Raw genomic sequence first — 16343 nt, 5'->3', positions numbered from 1 at the left:
CGCCGACCCGGCCCCGCCGGTGACGCTGACGTCGTTCGGCCAACCGGCGCCGCCCCCGGCGGACGCCGTGCCGCCGGCGCCTCCCGCGGACGCCGTTCCGCCGGCGCCTCCCGCGGATGTGCCGCCGCCGGCCGACTCGCCGCGCACTGCGGGCGTGGGCTTCACCCGGCAACTGTGGGAAGCGATCCGCGGCGCCGACATCCACGGAAACGACGCGCTGGACGCCCTGGCGCAGCCGCCCCAGGCCAGCTGACGCCTTCCAGTAATCGCAGACGCCCGGCGCTCTCCCGCTAAACCTGCCGAACGCGGGAGGGCGCCCGGGTCGTTTTTAGGCCGAGCCCACCCATTCCTCGGTGCCGTCGTCGAAGAACTGGTGTTTCCACACCGGCAGCCGCGCCTTGATGGTGTCCACCAGCTGCGCGCAGGTGTCGAACGCCTCCTGCCGATGGTCGGCGGCCACCGCGGCCACCAGCGCCGCCTCCCCGATGTGCAGCACGCCGATGCGGTGGCTGGCCGCGATCGCGCGCACCCCCCTGGACAACTCGGCGACCTCGCCGACGACGTGGGCCAGCACCTGCTCGGCCGAAGGATGCGCGGAATACTCCAACCGCACCACCCGGCGCCCACCGTCGTGGTCGCGAATCATGCCGACAAAGCCGACGATCGCCCCGGCCGACTGATGGCCCACCAGTTCTTCGTGCTCTGCCAGAACGATCGGCTCTTCGGTCATGGCGGCGCGCAGAACGCGGGTCATCCCTGGTGATCCCCGCCGGCGAGTTGGTCGAGTGCGTGGTCGAGCACGTCGGCGAGCACGCCGAGCCCGTCGCGCACTCCTCCGGGTGATCCCGGCAGATTCACGATCAGCGTGCGGCCGGCCACACCGCATACGCCGCGCGACAGTACCGACGTCGGCACCTTCGGCAGGCCCGAGTGGCGGATCGCGTCGGCGAGCCCGGGGATCATGTAGTCCAGCACCGCCACCGTCTGGTCCGGGGTGCCGTCGCTGGGCGAGATACCGGTGCCCCCCGAGGTGATGATCAGGTCGACCTCGGCGTCGAGCGCCCCACGCAGCGCCTCGCCGACCGGCTCCCCGTCGGCCACCACCTCGGGCTGCACAGGCGAAAAGCCATGCTGTTCAAGCCATTCCGCGATGATCGGCCCGCATCGGTCGTCGTACACGCCGGACGACGCACGGGTCGAGGCGATGATTATTCGTGCGGATCGCGCGCCCATCACCGCTCCCAGGTTCCGGTCTTGCCGCCCTGCTTGCGGAGCACCCGAATGTCGTCGAGACGGGCCGCCGGGTCAACAGCTTTGATCATGTCGTACAGCGTGAGCCCTGCCACGCTGACGGCGGTCAACGCCTCCATCTCCACGCCCGTGCGGTCGGTACTGCGCACGGTCGCGGTGATCTCGATGTCCGACTCGCCGACGCTGAAATCGACGTCCACCCCGGTGAGCGCGAGCTGATGACAGAGCGGGATCAGGTCGCTGGTGCGCTTTGCCGCCAGAATGCCCGCCACCCGCGCGGTGGCCAACGCGTCGCCCTTGGGCAGGCCGCCGGTCGAGACGAGCGCCACCACCTCCGGCGAGGTGCGCAAGGCGCCCGCCGCGACGGCGGTCCGCCGAGTGGCGTCCTTTTCCGTGACGTCGACCATGTGCGCCGCACCCCGCTCGTCCAGGTGCGAGAGCGTGCCTGCCGAGGCCTTGGCGGCCTCTGGGGCCCTAGCCATGGCTTATCGGTTGACGACCGTGACCGGGTGAACGTAGGGCAGGTCGGTCGCGGGCAACGGGAAGACCAGCTCACCGAAGGGTGACAACGCACCCGTCCGGTCGCTCACCAGTTCGCTCACGGCGTGGTCGTCCGGGTCCGTCGTCGGCCAGCCGTTGTCGACGTAGTTGGTCTTGCGCGCCTTGCCTTCAGCAGAGTCAGCCACGGGGTCCATTCTGACAGGTGGCGCCCGCGCCCGCGGCGCAAGGCCACGCTGACCGTGGGATTTGCGTACCAGCCGGTCGCGAGGACTGCTTTACGCTGGTCAGCAATGACCGATAACACCCCGGACATCCCGCTGGGGTCCTGGCTGGCCGACTTGCCCGACGAGCGGCTGATCCGACTGCTGGAACTCCGGCCAGACCTCGCCCAGCCCCCGCCTGGCAGCATCGCGGCGCTGGCCGCGCGCGCCCAGGCGCGCCAGTCGGTCAAGGCCGCCACCGACGACCTGGACTTCTTGCGGCTGGCGGTGCTGGACGCGCTGCTGGTGCTGCAGGCCGATTCGGCCCCGGTGCAAGTCGCCAAGCTGCTCGCGCTCATCGGCGACCGGGCCCCCGAAGCCGACGTGCTCGCCGCGCTGGACGACCTGCGGCAGCGCGCGCTGGTCTGGGGCGAAGCCGCGGTCCGGGTGGCCGCCGATGCCGGCACGGCCCTGCCGTGGCACCCGGGGCAAGTCACGCTCGAGGACAGCTCCCGCACCGGCGAGGAGATCGCCGGCGTCATCGACGCCCTCGACCAGGCCCAGCTCGACGTCCTGCAAAAGCTGCTCGAGGGTTCGCCGATGGGCCGCACCCGCGACGCCGCCCCCGGCGCGCCGGCGGATCGCCCGGTGCCGCAGCTGTTGGCGGCGGGTCTGCTGCGGCGCATCGACGCCGACACCGTGATCTTGCCTCGCCATGTCGGGCAGGTGCTGCGGGGCGAGGATCCCGGGCCCATGCAGCTGACGGCCCCTGATCCGGTGGTGTCGACCACCACCGCGGACGACGTGGATGCGGTGGCCGCGGGAGCCGTCATCGACCTGCTCCGCGAGTTCGACGTGCTGCTTCAAACCCTGGGCGCCGCACCGGTTTCCGAGCTCCGCAGCGGCGGACTGGGAATTCGCGACCTCAAACGGCTGGCCAAAACGACCGGCGTCGAGGAACCGCGATTGGGCCTGATCCTCGAGATAGCCGCCGCGGCCGGATTGATCGCCAGCGGCATGCCCGACCCGGAGCCCGCCGAAGGCGAGGGACCGTATTGGGCGCCCACGGCGGCCACCGAGCGGTTCTCCGCGATGACCGCCGCCGAGCGTTGGCACCTGCTGGCCGGCACCTGGCTCGATCTGCCGGGCCGCCCCGCGTTGATCGGCACCCGCGGCCCCGACGCCAAACCCTATGGCGCCCTGACTGATTCGCTGTACTCGACAGCCGCGCCGCTGGACCGGCGGCTGCTGCTGGGCATGCTGTCCGAGCTGCCGCCCGGGGCCGGTGTCGACGCCGTCACCGCCTCGGCCGCGTTGATCTGGCGCCGTCCACGCTGGGCCAGACGGCTGCAGCCGAAACCCGTTTCCGATCTGCTGACCGAATGCCACGCGCTGGGCCTGGTCGGTCGGGGGGCGCTCAGCACGCCCGGGCGAGCGCTGCTGGACGACGCCGGCGATCCGGAGCTCGCCGTGCAGGCGATGGCGCGCGCGATGCCCGCACCGATCGACCACTTCCTGCTGCAGGCCGATCTGACCGTCGTGGTGCCCGGCCCACTGCAACGCGACCTCGCCGAGGACCTGGCCACCGTCGCCACCGTGGAATCGGCCGGCACGGCGATGGTGTACCGCATCAGCGAGCAGTCCATCCGGCACGCCCTCGACATCGGCAAGACCCCCGACTGGATGCACGACCTCTTCACCAAGCACTCCAAAACCCCGGTTCCGCAAGGGCTCACGTACCTCATCGACGACGTCGCCCGCCGGCATGGCCAGCTCCGAATCGGCATGGCCGCATCGTTCGTGCGGTGCGAGGACCCGGTGCTGCTCGCCCAGGCCGTCGCGGCCGCCGAGGATTTGCAGTTGCGGGCCCTCGCGCCGACGGTCGCGGTGTCGCCGGCGCCGATCGCCGAGGTGCTCGTCAGGTTGCGGCAGGCGGGCTTTGCCCCGGCCGCCGAGGACCCCTCCGGTTCGATCGTCGACGTCCGGCCTCGCGGAGCGAGGGTGCCCACCCCCCAGCAGCGCCGGCCCTACCGGCCCGCGCCGCGCCCCAGCGGCGAGACGCTGAACGCCGTCGTCTCGGTGCTGCGCAAGGTGACCGCCGCGCCGTTCGGGAATATCCGCGTCGACCCCGCGGTCACTATGTCGATGTTGCAGCGCGCGGCAAAGGACCAGGACACGTTGGTGATCGGCTACCTCGACGCCGCCGGCGTGGCCACCCAGCGGGTCGTGTCCCCGATCTCCGTACGGGGCGGGCAGCTGGTGGCTTTCGATTCGGCGTCCGGGCGGCTGCGTGACTTCGCCATCCATCGCATCACCTCGGTGGTGTCGGGGGAGTCCGGATAATGGGTGCCATGTCCGATGGACCGTTGATCGTGCAGTCCGACAAGACGGTGCTGCTCGAAGTGGATCACGAGCTGGCCGGCGCCGCGCGCGCCGCCATCGCGCCGTTCGCCGAGCTGGAACGCGCGCCCGAGCACGTACACACCTACCGCATCACTCCGCTGGCGCTGTGGAACGCCCGCGCCGCCGGCCACGACGCCGAACAGGTCGTCGACGCGCTGGTCAGCTTCTCTCGTTATGCGGTGCCCCAGCCGCTGCTGGTCGACATCGTCGACACCATGGCCCGCTACGGCCGGCTGCAGCTCGTCAAGCATCCGGCGCACGGCCTGACGCTGGTCAGCTTCGATCGCGCGGTGCTCGAGGAGGTGTTGCGCAACAAGAAGATCGCGCCGATGCTGGGCGCGCGGATCGACGAGGACACCGTCGTCGTCCACCCCAGCGAGCGCGGCAGGGTCAAGCAGATGCTGCTCAAGATCGGCTGGCCCGCAGAGGATCTCGCCGGTTACGTCGACGGTGAGGCGCACCCGATCAGCCTCGAGCAGGACGGCTGGCACCTGCGCGACTACCAGCAGCTGGCCGCGGACTCGTTCTGGGCCGGCGGTTCTGGGGTGGTGGTGCTGCCCTGCGGCGCCGGCAAGACGCTCGTCGGCGCTGCCGCGATGGCCAAAGCCGGTGCGACGACGCTGATTCTGGTCACCAACATCGTCGCCGCCCGGCAGTGGAAACGCGAGCTGATCGCGCGCACCTCGCTAACCGAGGAGGAGATCGGCGAATACTCCGGCGAGCGCAAGGAGATTCGGCCCGTCACCATCTCGACGTACCAGATGATCACGCGGCGCACCAAGGGCGAATACCGCCACCTGGAGCTCTTCGACAGCCGCGACTGGGGACTCATCATCTACGACGAGGTGCACCTGCTGCCGGCGCCCGTGTTCCGGATGACCGCCGACCTGCAGTCCAAGCGGCGACTTGGCCTGACCGCCACGTTGATCCGCGAAGACGGCCGCGAGGGCGACGTGTTTTCCCTGATCGGCCCGAAGCGCTACGACGCGCCGTGGAAGGACATCGAGGCGCAGGGCTGGATCGCGCCGGCGGAATGCGTCGAGGTGCGGGTCACCATGACCGACAACGAGCGGATGATGTACGCCACCGCCGAACCCGAAGAGCGATACCGGCTGTGCTCGACGGTGCGCACCAAAATCGCTGTGGTCAAGTCGATTTTGGAAAAGCATCCCGGCGAGCAGACGCTGGTGATCGGCGCCTACCTCGATCAACTCGACGAACTCGGCGCCGAACTCAATGCCCCGGTGATCCAGGGATCGACGCGAACCAAGGAACGGGAGGCGTTGTTTGACGCCTTTCGCCGCGGCGAGGTGTCCACCCTGGTGGTGTCCAAGGTGGCGAACTTCTCCATCGATTTGCCGGAAGCGTCGGTGGCCGTGCAGGTTTCGGGGACCTTCGGCTCGCGCCAAGAAGAGGCCCAGCGGCTGGGCCGGTTATTGCGGCCCAAGCACGACGGCGGCGGCGCCATGTTCTACTCGGTGGTGGCCCGCGACAGCCTGGACGCCGACTATGCCGCGCACCGCCAGCGCTTCCTCGCGGAGCAGGGCTACGGCTACATCATCCGCGACGCGGACGACCTACTGGGCCCGGCGATCTAACCGCGGGCAGACGTAGATTCGCACGCACACAAGGCGTTTCGTGCGATTCCGCGTCTGCTCGCGCCAATCCCTACAGCGACAGGATGGTCGCCGACGCGGTGCCCGGTGCTCCGTACACCTGGGCCAGACCCACGCGCGGGTTGCCGGGCACCTGACGCTCGCCCGCCTCGCCGCGCAGTTGACGCACCAGCTCATGCATCTGCCGCAGGCCCGAGGCGCCGATGGGCTCGCCGTTGGCGATCAGCCCGCCGTCGGTGTTGACGGGCATCGAGCCGTGGATCTCGGTGGCACCGTCGGCCAGCAGCTTCTCTTGCTCACCGTCGGCGCACAGGCCGGTCTCGGCCATGTGAATGACCTCGTTGCCTGCGTCCGTGTCCTGGAGTTGGGCCACGTCGACGTCCTCGGGCCCGATGCCGGCGGCCTCGTAGGCCGCCTTGGCGGCGTACACCGTCGGGGAGACATCCTCGTCCAGCGGAGCGAAGGTGGCGTGTACCTCGTAGGCGCCGTAACGGCGGGTACGGATCTCGCAGGCCCGCACAAATACCGGCTTGTCGGTGTACTTGTGCGCCATGTCGGCACGGCACATGATCACCGCCGCGGCGCCCTCGTCGGGCGCGCAGAACATGTACTGCGTCAGCGGGTAGTTGAGCACCGGCGAGTTGAGGATCTCCTCCTCGGTAATCGGCTTGCGGCGGAACGCATTCGGATTCAGCGCGCCGTTGCGGAAGTTCTTCGCCGCCACCTTGGCCAGCGTGGCCTGGGAGATGTTGTGGTCGTGGATGTACTTGTTGGCCTTCATGCCGAAGAACTTGGTGGTGACGAACTGCCCGTTCTGCGCGTACCACTGCGGCAGCGCCAGCTTGGCCGGGTCGTCGGTGAACGCGCCGCGCGGGTGCTTGTCTAAGCCGATCGCGATGCCGAGGTCGTACTTGCCCAGCCGGATGGTGTCGGCGGTCTGCTGAATCGCGCTGGCGGCCGTGGCGCAGGCGTTGAACACGTTGGTGAACGTGATGCCGGTCAGCCCGACCAGGCGGGTCACCGCGTCGGGGTTGGACACCTCGTGGCTGCCGCCGAACCCGAATTGGATGTCTTTCCACTCCACGTGGGCGTCGGCCAGCGCGGACTGGATGGCCTCGGCTCCCATCTGCATCGCGGTCTTGTCGAACCTGCCGAACGGGTGCAGGCCCACACCGATGATGGCAACGTCGTTAGTCATCTCAAGCCTCCTCTTTTGATAATTGGTGGCGACCCGCTTCGCCCGGCTTCGCCGCGCTCGCGCTCGCGATCGCCACTACACCGGCTGGAAAGCGAACGTCATGACCTCGGCGCCCTCGTCGTCGGTGGTCAACGGCACCATGGTCAGCTCGACCTCTTGGCCGAATTGCAGCTTGGCCGGGTCGTTTTCGGTCAGCCGCGCCTCGACTCGGATGATGTCGCCCAGCTGCACCAGGCCGACGCCGAACGGCACGAAATCGTTGCCGGTCGGGCCGGCGTAGGGCGCGCCGGGCGGGAAGCCCTGGGTGGTCCACGCCACCAGGGTGCCGCGGCGCGGCAACAGCAACTCGGTCATCTCACCGCCGCTGCAACGTGGACACCACTGCTGCACCGGGAAGGTTGTGGCACCACAGTTGCCGCAGCGACTCCCGATCAGCTGCGGGTTCTCGTCCGGCCAGGTGGAGATTTCGGGGGCCAGCGCCTTCTGCATTAACGATCCTCCAGCGTCCGAACAGAACAATGCCAACTGAACCGTATAACAGCTTTCCGAAAAGTGGAAACCGCATTCTCGCTGTCGCTTATCCGCATCTCGTTCGGAAACACCGGACCCACAGTCCTGGCCCGGTCGGTCGATGTTTTGCCCGCCTCCGAGCGACAACCCTGGGCGCGGTCCGGCGGCTCCCCTGGCACAGTCGCTATGAGGCGGGCACATTGGACATCGCCCCGGCGAGAGACTGGTGGGGCGGGTGTGACCGTCGCCGGCACGTTATGGTGTCGGGGCCCCGAGTCGACGATAAGGAGACGACTATGCCGGTCACGGTGCTGCTCGAACTCAGGTTGAAGCCCGAGTCGGTGTCCGCGGCGCGCGAGGTCATGGGCCGGGCGCTGCAAGTCACCCGGGCATTCGACGGGAACCTCGTCACCGACGTGCTCGTCGACGAGGATGACGGCGCGCACTGGGTGGTCTACGAACTTTGGGACACGGTCGACCACGACGAGGCCTACCGCGCCTTCCGGGCCGGCGAGGGCAAGATCGCCGAGCTGCCGCCGCTGCTCGCCGCACCGCCCGTCAAGACGCGGTACGCGACCACCGACATCTAGCTCAGCGCGGGGATGACTTCCCGTTCGAACAGCTCGATGCCCGAGCGGTCGTACGCGGCCTCCGGGAAGTAGCAGATCGCGTACTCACAGCCGAGGGCGCGGATCTTCTGGAGCCGTTCGATCGCTTGTTCCGCGGTGCCCACCGCCGAGTCCGGCCCGGTGGTGCCGGCGATCATCGCATCGGCGGCGGCCTCGGGCACATAGCCGACCAACCGGTCGCGCACGCGGCGCATCCGGTCCTTCACGTCGTCGTCCGACGTCCCGATGACCGCGTTGACGTTGACCGAACGCACGATCGCCCCGAAGTCGGTGCCGACGTCGCGGCAATGCCCTTCCAGCACCGAGGACTTGTGGGCGAACGCCTCGAGCTCCGGGGTGAAGTTGGTGTACTGCGCGTATTTCGCGGCGATGCGCAGGGTCACCTTCTCCCCGCCCCCGGCGATCCACAGCGGTATGCCGTTGTCCTGCAAAGGCTTCGGGGCGACGATCGCGCCGTCGACCTGGTAGTGCTCGCCATCGAAGCTGACCTTGCCGTCGCGCCAGGCGTCGCGCATGATCTGTACACCCTCGTCGAGGCGGCCCAACCGCACCTTGGCCGACGGGAATCCGTAACCGTAAGCGCGCCACTCATGTTCGTACCAGCCGCCGCCGATTCCCATCTGGATCCGGCCGCCGGAAATGATGTCGGCGGTCGCGGCCACCTTGGCCAGGTACACCGGATTGCGATAGCTCATCGCCGTGCACATCTGACCGAGTTTGATCCGCGACGTCGTCGCCGCGTAGGCCGCCATCAGCGACCACGCCTCGTGCGTGGCCTCGCCCGTTGGCATCGGGACGGTGTGGAAGTGGTCGTAGACCCACAGCGAATCCCATGCGCCGTTGTCGGCGTGGGCGGCCAACTCGCGCATCACCGCCCAGTGTTTCTCGGGTTCGATGCCGACGAGATCCATCCGCCAGCCTTGCGGAATGAAGAGACCGAAGCGCATAGCAAGCGACTTTAGCCCGGCGACGACTGCACCTCATAGCCGATGCATAGCGTGGGCCCAGCCGTCGCCGACAACCGGGCCTTAGACATGACGCATGACAAACCTCGGGCACGTTCGCTACCGCAAAGTCCGTGCACTCCGGCTGATCTTTGCTGGTGCCGCGGCCGTTGCGGCGCTCACACTGTTCATCGCCTCGCCGCCTTGCAAGATCGCGACCGACGCGGCATCCGGCCCGTCGGCCACCGCGTCCTTCGCCACCGACGACACCAATTTCGTCAACGACAACGGCCAGACCTCGGGCGACATCTTCACCCAGAACGCCCAGGACCAGAACTAGCGCTGCTTGGGCGCAAATACCGGCGGTTAGGCTTACCCGCTATGCGGGTTCTGATCTCCGGTGCCAGCATCGCCGGGCCGGTGCTGGCGTTCTGGCTTACCCGCCATGGCTTCGACGTCACCGTGGTCGAGCGCGCGGCGACGCTGCGCAAGACGGGCGGCCACGCCGTCGACCTGTTCCGCCCGGCGATGGAGATCTCGGCGAAGATGGGCGTCTTGCCCCGCATCGAGGCACTCGCCACCGGTACCGACCGTCTGACGTTGTATCGGGAGGGCCGGCCCCAGCCCACCGAGGTCGACCTCACCAAGCTGGTCGGCATCGCATCCGATCGGCACGTGGAGATCATGCGCGACGACCTCAGCGAGATCTACTACGACGCCGGGCGCGACGACGTCGAATACCTCTTCGGTGACTCCATCACGGCGATCGAGCCCGACGGCGAGGTCACCTTCGAGCGCTCGCCTGCCCGCAGCTTCGACGTCATCGTCGGTGCGGACGGTCTGCACTCCAATGTCCGGCGCCTGGTGTTCGGCGAGGAGGCCGGCCTCACCCGCTTCATCGGTGGCTACCTGGCGGTGGTGTCGGCGCCCAAGACACTGGCCGTCCCCGGCGAGATGCTCGGCCACATCGGCGTCGGTCGGCTCGTGGCCGTCTACACCGCGGATCATCTGGACGACGCCCGGCTGGTGTTCATGTTCCGCAGCAAGGAGGAGCTCGACTATGACTATCGGGATGCGTTGCGGCAGAAGGAATTACTGCGCGACGCCTTCGCGGGGATGCATCCCCAGGTGGACGACTGGCTGGGGGAAATAGACCGGACTCCGACGTTCTACTTTGATGCGATCAGCCAGCTGCGGATGAACATCTGGTCGCGACGACGGGTCACCCTCGTCGGAGACGCCGGGTATTGCCCCGGCCCCGCGGTCGGCGGCAGCACCAGCCTCGCCGTGCTGGGCGCCTACGTGCTGGCCGGGGAACTCGCCCGGGCCGACGGCGATCACCTGCGCGCGTTCGCCGCCTACGAACTTCAGATGCGCGAACCGGTGTATCGCAGCCGGTCCTTCGCGCGGGGCGCCGCCAGGACCATCATCCCCGGCTCCCGGGCGGGTGTCTGGGCGTTAACCCGTGGGGTCGAACTGATCTCGTTGATGCCCGGGTCGCTCTCCAGGTCGCTGGCGAGGCTGAACACCAAGGGCGTGCGCATGTACGACTCGATGCGGGTGCCCGACTACGGCGAAGTCGAAGTTTGACGCGAAGGGGATGATCGCCCGTGGACCTTGCCGGTGTGGGTATCTGGAGCAGCCAGCTGCGCTACGGCGATGCCGCCGAAATCGGCGACGCCGCCGCGGAATTGGACGAGCTTGGCTTCACCGCGCTGTGGATCCCCGACGTGGGTGGGCCGGTGTTCGACGCGGTGGGGCGGCTGCTGGCCGCGACGGCGCGGACCGCGATCGCCACCGGGATCCTCAATCTCTGGATGCACGCGGCCGACGATGTCGCCGAATCCTATGCCGCACTGACCGCTGAGCACGGCTACCGTTTCCTGCTGGGGATCGGCGTCAGCCACGCGCCGCTGATCGACGCCGGCCAGCCCGGCCGGTACCGCAAGCCGCTGGCGGCGACGGCGTCGTTCCTCGACGGGCTGGACGCCGCACCGCATCCCGTGCCCGCCGCGGCCCGCGTGCTCGCCGCGCTCGGCCCGAAGATGCTCGAACTGTCGGCGACGCGCGCCGGCGGCGCGCACCCCTACCTCGTCACCCCTGACCACACCGCTTCCGCCCGTTCGACTTTGGGCGAGGGCCCGCTGCTGCTGCCCGAACAGACCGTGATCCTATGTGACAGCGCCGACGAGGCGCGCCGCATCGGAACCGATTGGCTGCGAGCGTATTTGGCGTTGCCCAATTACGCCAACAACCTGCTGCGCAGCGGCTTCTCCGAAGAGGACCTGGCGCAGCTCAGCGACAGGCTCTTCGACGCGATCATCACGTGGGGCGACGAAGGCGCCGTCATGCGCAGGGTGGCCGAGCATCAGGCGGCCGGCGCCGACCACGTCTGCGTCCAGGTGCTGACGGCGGACCCGGCGGAATTCCCCCGTGAGCAATGGCGCCGAATCGCCGCAGCCCTCTGACCGCGAGCAGACGCAAAAGCCCCCGAAAACACTAGGTTTTGGGGGCTTTTGCGTCTGGTCGGCAGAACTAGGTGAGCGAGTCCGGTGGCAGGAAGCGGTCGCCGTACTTGGCGGCCAGCTCGCGGGCCCGGGCCACGAAGGCGTCCTTGCCCGTTCCGCCGGGACCGGAGTAGCCGACGATGAACTGCGCGCTACCACCGGTGTAGGGCGGGAACCCGATGCCCATGATCGACCCGATGTTGGCGTCAGCGGTCGACGTCAGCACGCCCTCGTCGAGGCACTTCTGGGTTTCCAGCGCCTCGGCGAACAGCATCCGGTCGATCATGTCCTGCAGCGGCGGCTGCGACGAACCGGACTTGAACGTCTCGCGCAGGCCCGGCCACAGCCGGGTGCGCTTGCCGTCGACGTACTCGTAGAAGCCGGCGCCCTTCAATCGCGACGGGCGGCCGAGCTCGATCATCTTCTCGACGACGGCCTCCGCCGGGTGCGGCTCGTAGGTGCCGCCGGCATCCTCGACGCCCTTGCGGGTGGCTGTGGCGATCTTGTGCATCAGCTCGAGGTTGAGCTCGTCGGACAGCTGCAGCGGCGGCGCCGGGTAGCCGGCCTGCGTGCCGGCGTGCTCGATGGACGCCGGCTCGACGCCCTCACCGAGCATCGCGAGCGCCTCGTTGACGAACGTGCCGATGACGCGGCTGGTGAAGAAGCCGCGGCTGTCGTTGACGACGATCGGGGTTTTGCCGATGGCCAGCGTGTAGTCGAACACGCGGGCCAGCGCCTCGTCAGAAGTCTTCTCGCCCTTGATGATTTCGACCAGGGGCATCTTGTCGACCGGAGAGAAGAAGTGGATCCCGATGAAGTCTTCCTGGCGCTTCACGCCGGTCGCCAGACCGGTGATCGGCAGCGTGGAGGTGTTCGACCCGAGCAGCGCGTTGGGTTCGACGATGTCCTCGATCTCCTGGAACACCTTGTGCTTGAGGTCCTGGTTCTCGAACACCGCCTCGATCACGAAGTCGACGCCCTTGAAGTCGGCGGGGTCGGCCGTCGGCGTGATGCGGTTCAGCAGCGCCTTGCTCTTCTCCTCGGTGGTCTTGCCTCGCTCGAGCGCTTTGGCCTCAAGCTTTTCCGAGTAATTCTTGCCCTTCTCCGCGGCCTCGATGCTGACGTCTTTCAGCACCACGTCGAAGCCGGCCTTGGCCGACACGTACGCGATCCCGGCGCCCATCATGCCCGCGCCCAGCACACCGATCTTGTTGATCTTGACCGGCTCGATGCCGTCCGGCCGCGACCCGCCGCCGTTGATGTGCTGCAGGTCGAAGAAGAAGGCCTGGATCATGTTCTTGGCGACCTGGCCGGTCACCAGCTCGGTGAAGTAGCGGCTCTCGATGCGCGTGGCGGTGTCGAAGTCCACCTGCGTGCCCTCGACCGCCGCGGCCAGGATGGCCCGCGGCGCCGGCATCGGCGCGCCCTTGAGCTGCTTGCGTAGCAGCGACGGGAACGACGGCAGGATGGCCGCCAGCGCCGGCGACGACGGGGTGCCACCGGGAATCTTGTAGCCCTTGACGTCCCACGGCTGGGTGTGCGCCTCCGGGTTGGCCTTGATCCACGCCTTCGCCGCCGGCACCAATTCGTCTACGCTGCCGACGATCTCGTCCACCAGGCCGTTGTCCTTGGCCGCGGCCGGCTTGAACCGGGTGCCCTGGCTGAGCACGTTCACGAAGGCGTTCTGGATGCCCAGCATCCGAACGGTGCGGGTGACGCCGCCACCGCCGGGCAACAGACCCAGCGTGACCTCGGGCAGCCCGATCTGGACGCCCTTGACGTCGGCCACGATGCGGTGGTGGCAGGCGAGTGCGATCTCCAAGCCGCCGCCCAGCGCAGCGCCGTTGATGGCGGCCACCACCGGCTTACCCAGGGTCTCCAGCGTGCGCAGGTCGCGCTTGATGTCTTCGACCTCGGCAAAGACCTCGCCCGCGTTCTCCGGGCCGGCGTTGATCATGTGCTTCAGATCACCGCCGGCGAAGAACGTCTTCTTCGCGCTGGTGATCACCACGCCGGCGATCGAATCCTTCTCGGCGACAAGGCGTTCGACCGCCTTGTGCATGGACTCCTTGTAGTGCTCGTTCATCACGTTGGCCGACCCGGTCGGGTCGTCCAGCGTCAGCGTGACGATGCCGTCGGCGTCCTTATCCCACTGAATGGTGTTCTCTGCCATGGTCTTAAACCCTCTCGATGATGGTGGCCACGCCCATGCCGCCGCCGATGCACAGCGTGATCAGCGCCCGCCGAGCGCCGCGGCGCTCGAGCTCGTCGACCATGGTGCCCAGGATCATGGCGCCGGTGGCGCCCAGCGGGTGGCCCATCGCGATGGCGCCGCCGTTGACGTTGAGCTTCTCGTCGGGGATGTTCAAATCCTTCTGGAACTTCAGCACGACCGACGCGAACGCCTCGTTCAGCTCGAACAGGTCGATGTCGTCGACGGTCAGCCCGGCCCGGTCGAGCACCTTCTGGGTGGCCGGCGTCGGGCCGGTCAGCATGATGGTCGGGTCGGCGCCGGTGGTGGCGGTGGCCACGATGCGCGCGCGCGGCGTCAGGCCCTGCGAGGTGCCCGCCTTCTCGTTGCCGATGAGCACCAGCGCGGACCCGTCGACGATGCCCGAGCTGTTGCCCCCGGTGTGGACGTGGTTGATCTTTTCGACCCAGTGATACTTCTGCAGCGCCACGTCGTCGAAGCCGGCCATCGCGGCCAGCCCCTCGAAAGCGGGCTTCAGCTTGGCGAGGCCCTCCATCGTGGTGTCGGGGCGCATGTGCTCGTCGTGGTCGAGGATCAGCAGGCCGTTCTGGTCGCGGACCGGGACCACCGACTTGGCGAAGTAGCCACCCGACCACGCCGCGGCGGCAAGCTCCTGCGAGCGCAGCGCGTAGGCGTCGACGTCGTCGCGGGAGAAGCCCTCGATGGTCGCGATCAGGTCCGCACCGATGCCCTGCGGCACGATGTAGGCGTCATAGGAGGTGGCCGGGTCCGCCATCATGGCGCCGCCGTCCGAGCCCATCGGGACGCGGCTCATCGACTCCACACCACCGGCGAGCACCAGGTCGTCCCAGCCGGAGCGGACCTTCTGGGCGGCGGTGTTGACGGCCTCAAGGCCCGAGGCGCAGAAGCGGTTGAGCTGCACGCCGCCGACGGTGTCGGGCATGCCGGCCGCGATGACGGCGGTGCGGGCGATGTCGCCGCCCTGGTCACCGACGGGTGACACGCACCCCAACACGACGTCGCTGATCAGGCTCTCGTCCAGGTCGGGGTGGCGCCGGCGCAGCTCCTCGATCAGACCGACGACCAGGTTCAACGGCTTGACCTCGGTCAACGACCCGTTCTTCTGCTTGCCGCGCGGGGTGCGGATCGCCTCGTAGATGAAGGCTTCTTCGGACATGTCGACTTCCTCTTCGAAGATTGGTTTGGGTTCGTCCTAAAACACTAGGTCCAGTAACGGCCACCCTAACAGGGCGCCCGTCCAACCTGTTGGTTGGGCGGGATCCTGCTGGTCAGCGGGACGAACGCGACGGTGCAGTCAACTCGGCGCTGACACTTAGCCGCATTGGCCGCGCGAGTCACATCAGTCTCTCCACTCTCCGCGCCGGCCGATACCCGAACTGCCCGCCTCATAGCGACACCGCCAAGAACCCGCGCGCATTGTCGCTCTGAGGCGGGCACAAGCGGTGGTGCTCCGGCCAGGGGCCAATGTGGCGCCTGTGACAAGCCCGCTAAGGCGCGGCCTTAAGCTCCTCCACCATGACGGTGTCGCGACTGCGGCCCTACGCGACGACGGTGTTCGCCGAAATGTCGGCGCTGGCCGCGCGGATCGGCGCGGTGAACCTCGGCCAGGGCTTCCCCGACGAGGACGGGCCCCCCGCATTGCTGAAGGCCGCCCAGGACGCCATCGCCACGGGCGCCAACCAGTACCCGCCCGGCATCGGCATCGCGCCGCTGCGCCAGGCCATCGCCGCCCATCGCCGGCGTCACTTCGGCATCGACTACGACCCCGACACCGAGATATTGGTGACGGTCGGGGCCACCGAGGCCATCGCCGCGTCGGTGATCGGGCTGGTCGAGCCGGGCTCGGAGGTGGTGCTCATCGAACCCTTCTACGACTCCTACTCGCCCGTGGTCGCGATGGCCGGCGCGCACCGGGTGACCGTGCCGCTGGTGCCCGACGGCCGCGGCTTCGCGCTGGACGCCGACGCCCTGCGCCGGGCGGTGACGCCACGGACCCGCGCGCTGATCGTCAACTCGCCGCACAACCCCACCGGCACGGTGCTGAGCGCGACGGATCTCACCGCGATCGCCGAAATCGCGGTGGCCGCCGACCTTTTGGTGATCACCGACGAGGTGTACGAGCACCTGGTTTTTGACGCCAACCGCCACCTCCCGCTGGCCGGCTTCGACGGCATGGCCGAGCGCACGCCGGCGATGAGTTGCGCTGGGCCGCAGGCCCACCCGATCTTCCATCCGGTGCAGTTGAACATCTTGGCCGCGCTGGAGATCGTGATGGTGCGCTCGGCCATGCCGTCGAAGCCGGCCAGCGGGAGGTGGCGGTTGGCGTCAAAAACCAGGTGCTCGTACACCTC

At 68.4% G+C, this 16343-nt stretch carries 15 protein-coding genes and 3 pseudogenes; 8 read left to right on the top strand and 10 right to left on the bottom strand.

Going from position 1 to position 16343, the window contains the following annotated elements; all coding sequences use genetic code 11:
* Positions 1-253 (top strand): annotated as a pseudogene (locus tag A5706_RS33530) (resuscitation-promoting factor RpfA); the annotation flags it as partial.
* A 75-nt stretch (positions 254-328) separates the two neighbouring features.
* Here the strand turns inward: A5706_RS33530 and A5706_RS09865 are convergent.
* From A5706_RS09865 to A5706_RS09850, 4 genes are read right to left on the bottom strand one after another with little or no spacing between them, the layout of a single operon-like run.
* Positions 329-754, bottom strand: a complete 426-nt coding sequence (locus tag A5706_RS09865; protein WP_068129562.1) for a molybdenum cofactor biosynthesis protein MoaE — start codon at positions 752-754, stop codon at positions 329-331.
* Positions 751-1233 carry a molybdenum cofactor biosynthesis protein B gene (locus A5706_RS09860; protein ID WP_068129560.1) on the bottom strand — a complete coding sequence of 161 codons (483 nt, stop codon included), beginning with the start codon at positions 1231-1233 and terminating at the stop codon, positions 751-753. Before A5706_RS09860 ends, A5706_RS09865 begins: the two co-directional genes overlap by 4 nt.
* Positions 1233-1733: a cyclic pyranopterin monophosphate synthase MoaC gene (gene moaC, locus A5706_RS09855; RefSeq protein WP_082964285.1), complete on the bottom strand. Its 501-nt coding sequence runs from the start codon at positions 1731-1733 to the stop codon at positions 1233-1235. Before moaC ends, A5706_RS09860 begins: the two co-directional genes overlap by 1 nt.
* Before the next feature lie 3 nt (positions 1734-1736).
* A complete protein-coding gene (locus A5706_RS09850) occupies positions 1737-1937 on the bottom strand; it encodes a hypothetical protein (protein WP_173817347.1) in 201 nt (66 codons plus the stop codon).
* Between the two features lie 105 nt (positions 1938-2042).
* Between A5706_RS09850 and A5706_RS09845 the strand changes: the two genes are divergently transcribed.
* A complete protein-coding gene (locus tag A5706_RS09845; protein ID WP_068129556.1) occupies positions 2043-4295 on the top strand; it encodes a helicase-associated domain-containing protein in 2253 nt (750 codons plus the stop codon).
* Between the two features lie 8 nt (positions 4296-4303).
* Positions 4304-5953, top strand: coding sequence for a DNA repair helicase XPB (locus A5706_RS09840; RefSeq protein ID WP_068129564.1), 1650 nt, complete (start codon positions 4304-4306; stop codon positions 5951-5953).
* A 70-nt stretch (positions 5954-6023) separates the two neighbouring features.
* Here A5706_RS09840 and A5706_RS09835 read toward each other — a convergent pair whose 3' ends face one another.
* Complete coding sequence (locus tag A5706_RS09835; protein ID WP_068129554.1) at positions 6024-7169, bottom strand: thiolase family protein; 1146 nt, start codon at positions 7167-7169, stop codon at positions 6024-6026.
* A 75-nt stretch (positions 7170-7244) separates the two neighbouring features.
* Positions 7245-7658, bottom strand: a complete 414-nt coding sequence (locus tag A5706_RS09830) for a Zn-ribbon domain-containing OB-fold protein (RefSeq protein WP_067152828.1) — start codon at positions 7656-7658, stop codon at positions 7245-7247.
* Positions 7659-7975: 317 nt separating this feature from the next.
* Between A5706_RS09830 and A5706_RS09825 the strand changes: the two genes are divergently transcribed.
* Entirely contained in the window at positions 7976-8269 is a 294-nt protein-coding gene (locus A5706_RS09825) for a putative quinol monooxygenase (protein WP_068129552.1), read from the top strand.
* Here A5706_RS09825 and A5706_RS09820 read toward each other — a convergent pair.
* Positions 8266-9255 (bottom strand): LLM class F420-dependent oxidoreductase, encoded by a 990-nt coding sequence (locus A5706_RS09820; protein WP_068129550.1) that lies wholly within the window; start codon positions 9253-9255, stop codon positions 8266-8268. The two genes, A5706_RS09825 and A5706_RS09820, sit on opposite strands and share 4 nt — an antisense overlap.
* Before the next feature lie 94 nt (positions 9256-9349).
* Here A5706_RS09820 and A5706_RS09815 point away from each other — a divergent pair, with 94 nt between their 5' ends.
* From A5706_RS09815 to A5706_RS09805, 3 genes are read left to right on the top strand one after another with little or no spacing between them, the layout of a single operon-like run.
* Positions 9350-9592, top strand: a complete 243-nt coding sequence (locus tag A5706_RS09815) for a hypothetical protein (protein ID WP_068129549.1) — start codon at positions 9350-9352, stop codon at positions 9590-9592.
* A 41-nt stretch (positions 9593-9633) separates the two neighbouring features.
* Positions 9634-10842, top strand: a complete 1209-nt coding sequence (locus tag A5706_RS09810; RefSeq protein WP_068129546.1) for an FAD-dependent monooxygenase — start codon at positions 9634-9636, stop codon at positions 10840-10842.
* A gap of 20 nt (positions 10843-10862) precedes the next feature.
* Positions 10863-11720: an LLM class F420-dependent oxidoreductase gene (locus A5706_RS09805; RefSeq protein WP_068129543.1), complete on the top strand. Its 858-nt coding sequence runs from the start codon at positions 10863-10865 to the stop codon at positions 11718-11720.
* Between the two features lie 67 nt (positions 11721-11787).
* Here A5706_RS09805 and A5706_RS09800 read toward each other — a convergent pair whose 3' ends face one another.
* Together A5706_RS09800 and A5706_RS09795 are read right to left on the bottom strand one after the other, a co-directional pair.
* A complete protein-coding gene (locus A5706_RS09800) occupies positions 11788-13932 on the bottom strand; it encodes a 3-hydroxyacyl-CoA dehydrogenase NAD-binding domain-containing protein (protein ID WP_068129542.1) in 2145 nt (714 codons plus the stop codon).
* Positions 13933-13936: 4 nt separating this feature from the next.
* On the bottom strand, positions 13937-15148 hold the full coding sequence (locus A5706_RS09795) for an acetyl-CoA C-acetyltransferase (protein WP_068129538.1): 1212 nt from the start codon (positions 15146-15148) through the stop codon (positions 13937-13939).
* 359 nt (positions 15149-15507) lie between these two features.
* Here A5706_RS09795 and A5706_RS09790 point away from each other — a divergent pair.
* Positions 15508-16197: pseudogene (locus A5706_RS09790) on the top strand (aminotransferase class I/II-fold pyridoxal phosphate-dependent enzyme); the annotation flags it as partial.
* A gap of 29 nt (positions 16198-16226) precedes the next feature.
* Here the strand turns inward: A5706_RS09790 and A5706_RS35210 are convergent.
* A pseudogene (locus tag A5706_RS35210) lies at positions 16227-16340 on the bottom strand (hypothetical protein); the annotation flags it as partial.
* Positions 16341-16343: the final 3 nt, after the last annotated feature.

Source organism: Mycobacterium sp. E796, assembly GCF_001672815.1.
In the GTDB taxonomy this organism is placed as follows: Bacteria; Actinomycetota; Actinomycetes; order Mycobacteriales; family Mycobacteriaceae; genus Mycobacterium.
Note: the sequence above shows the minus strand (reverse complement) of the source record. Positions and strands in the feature narration are given on the sequence as shown.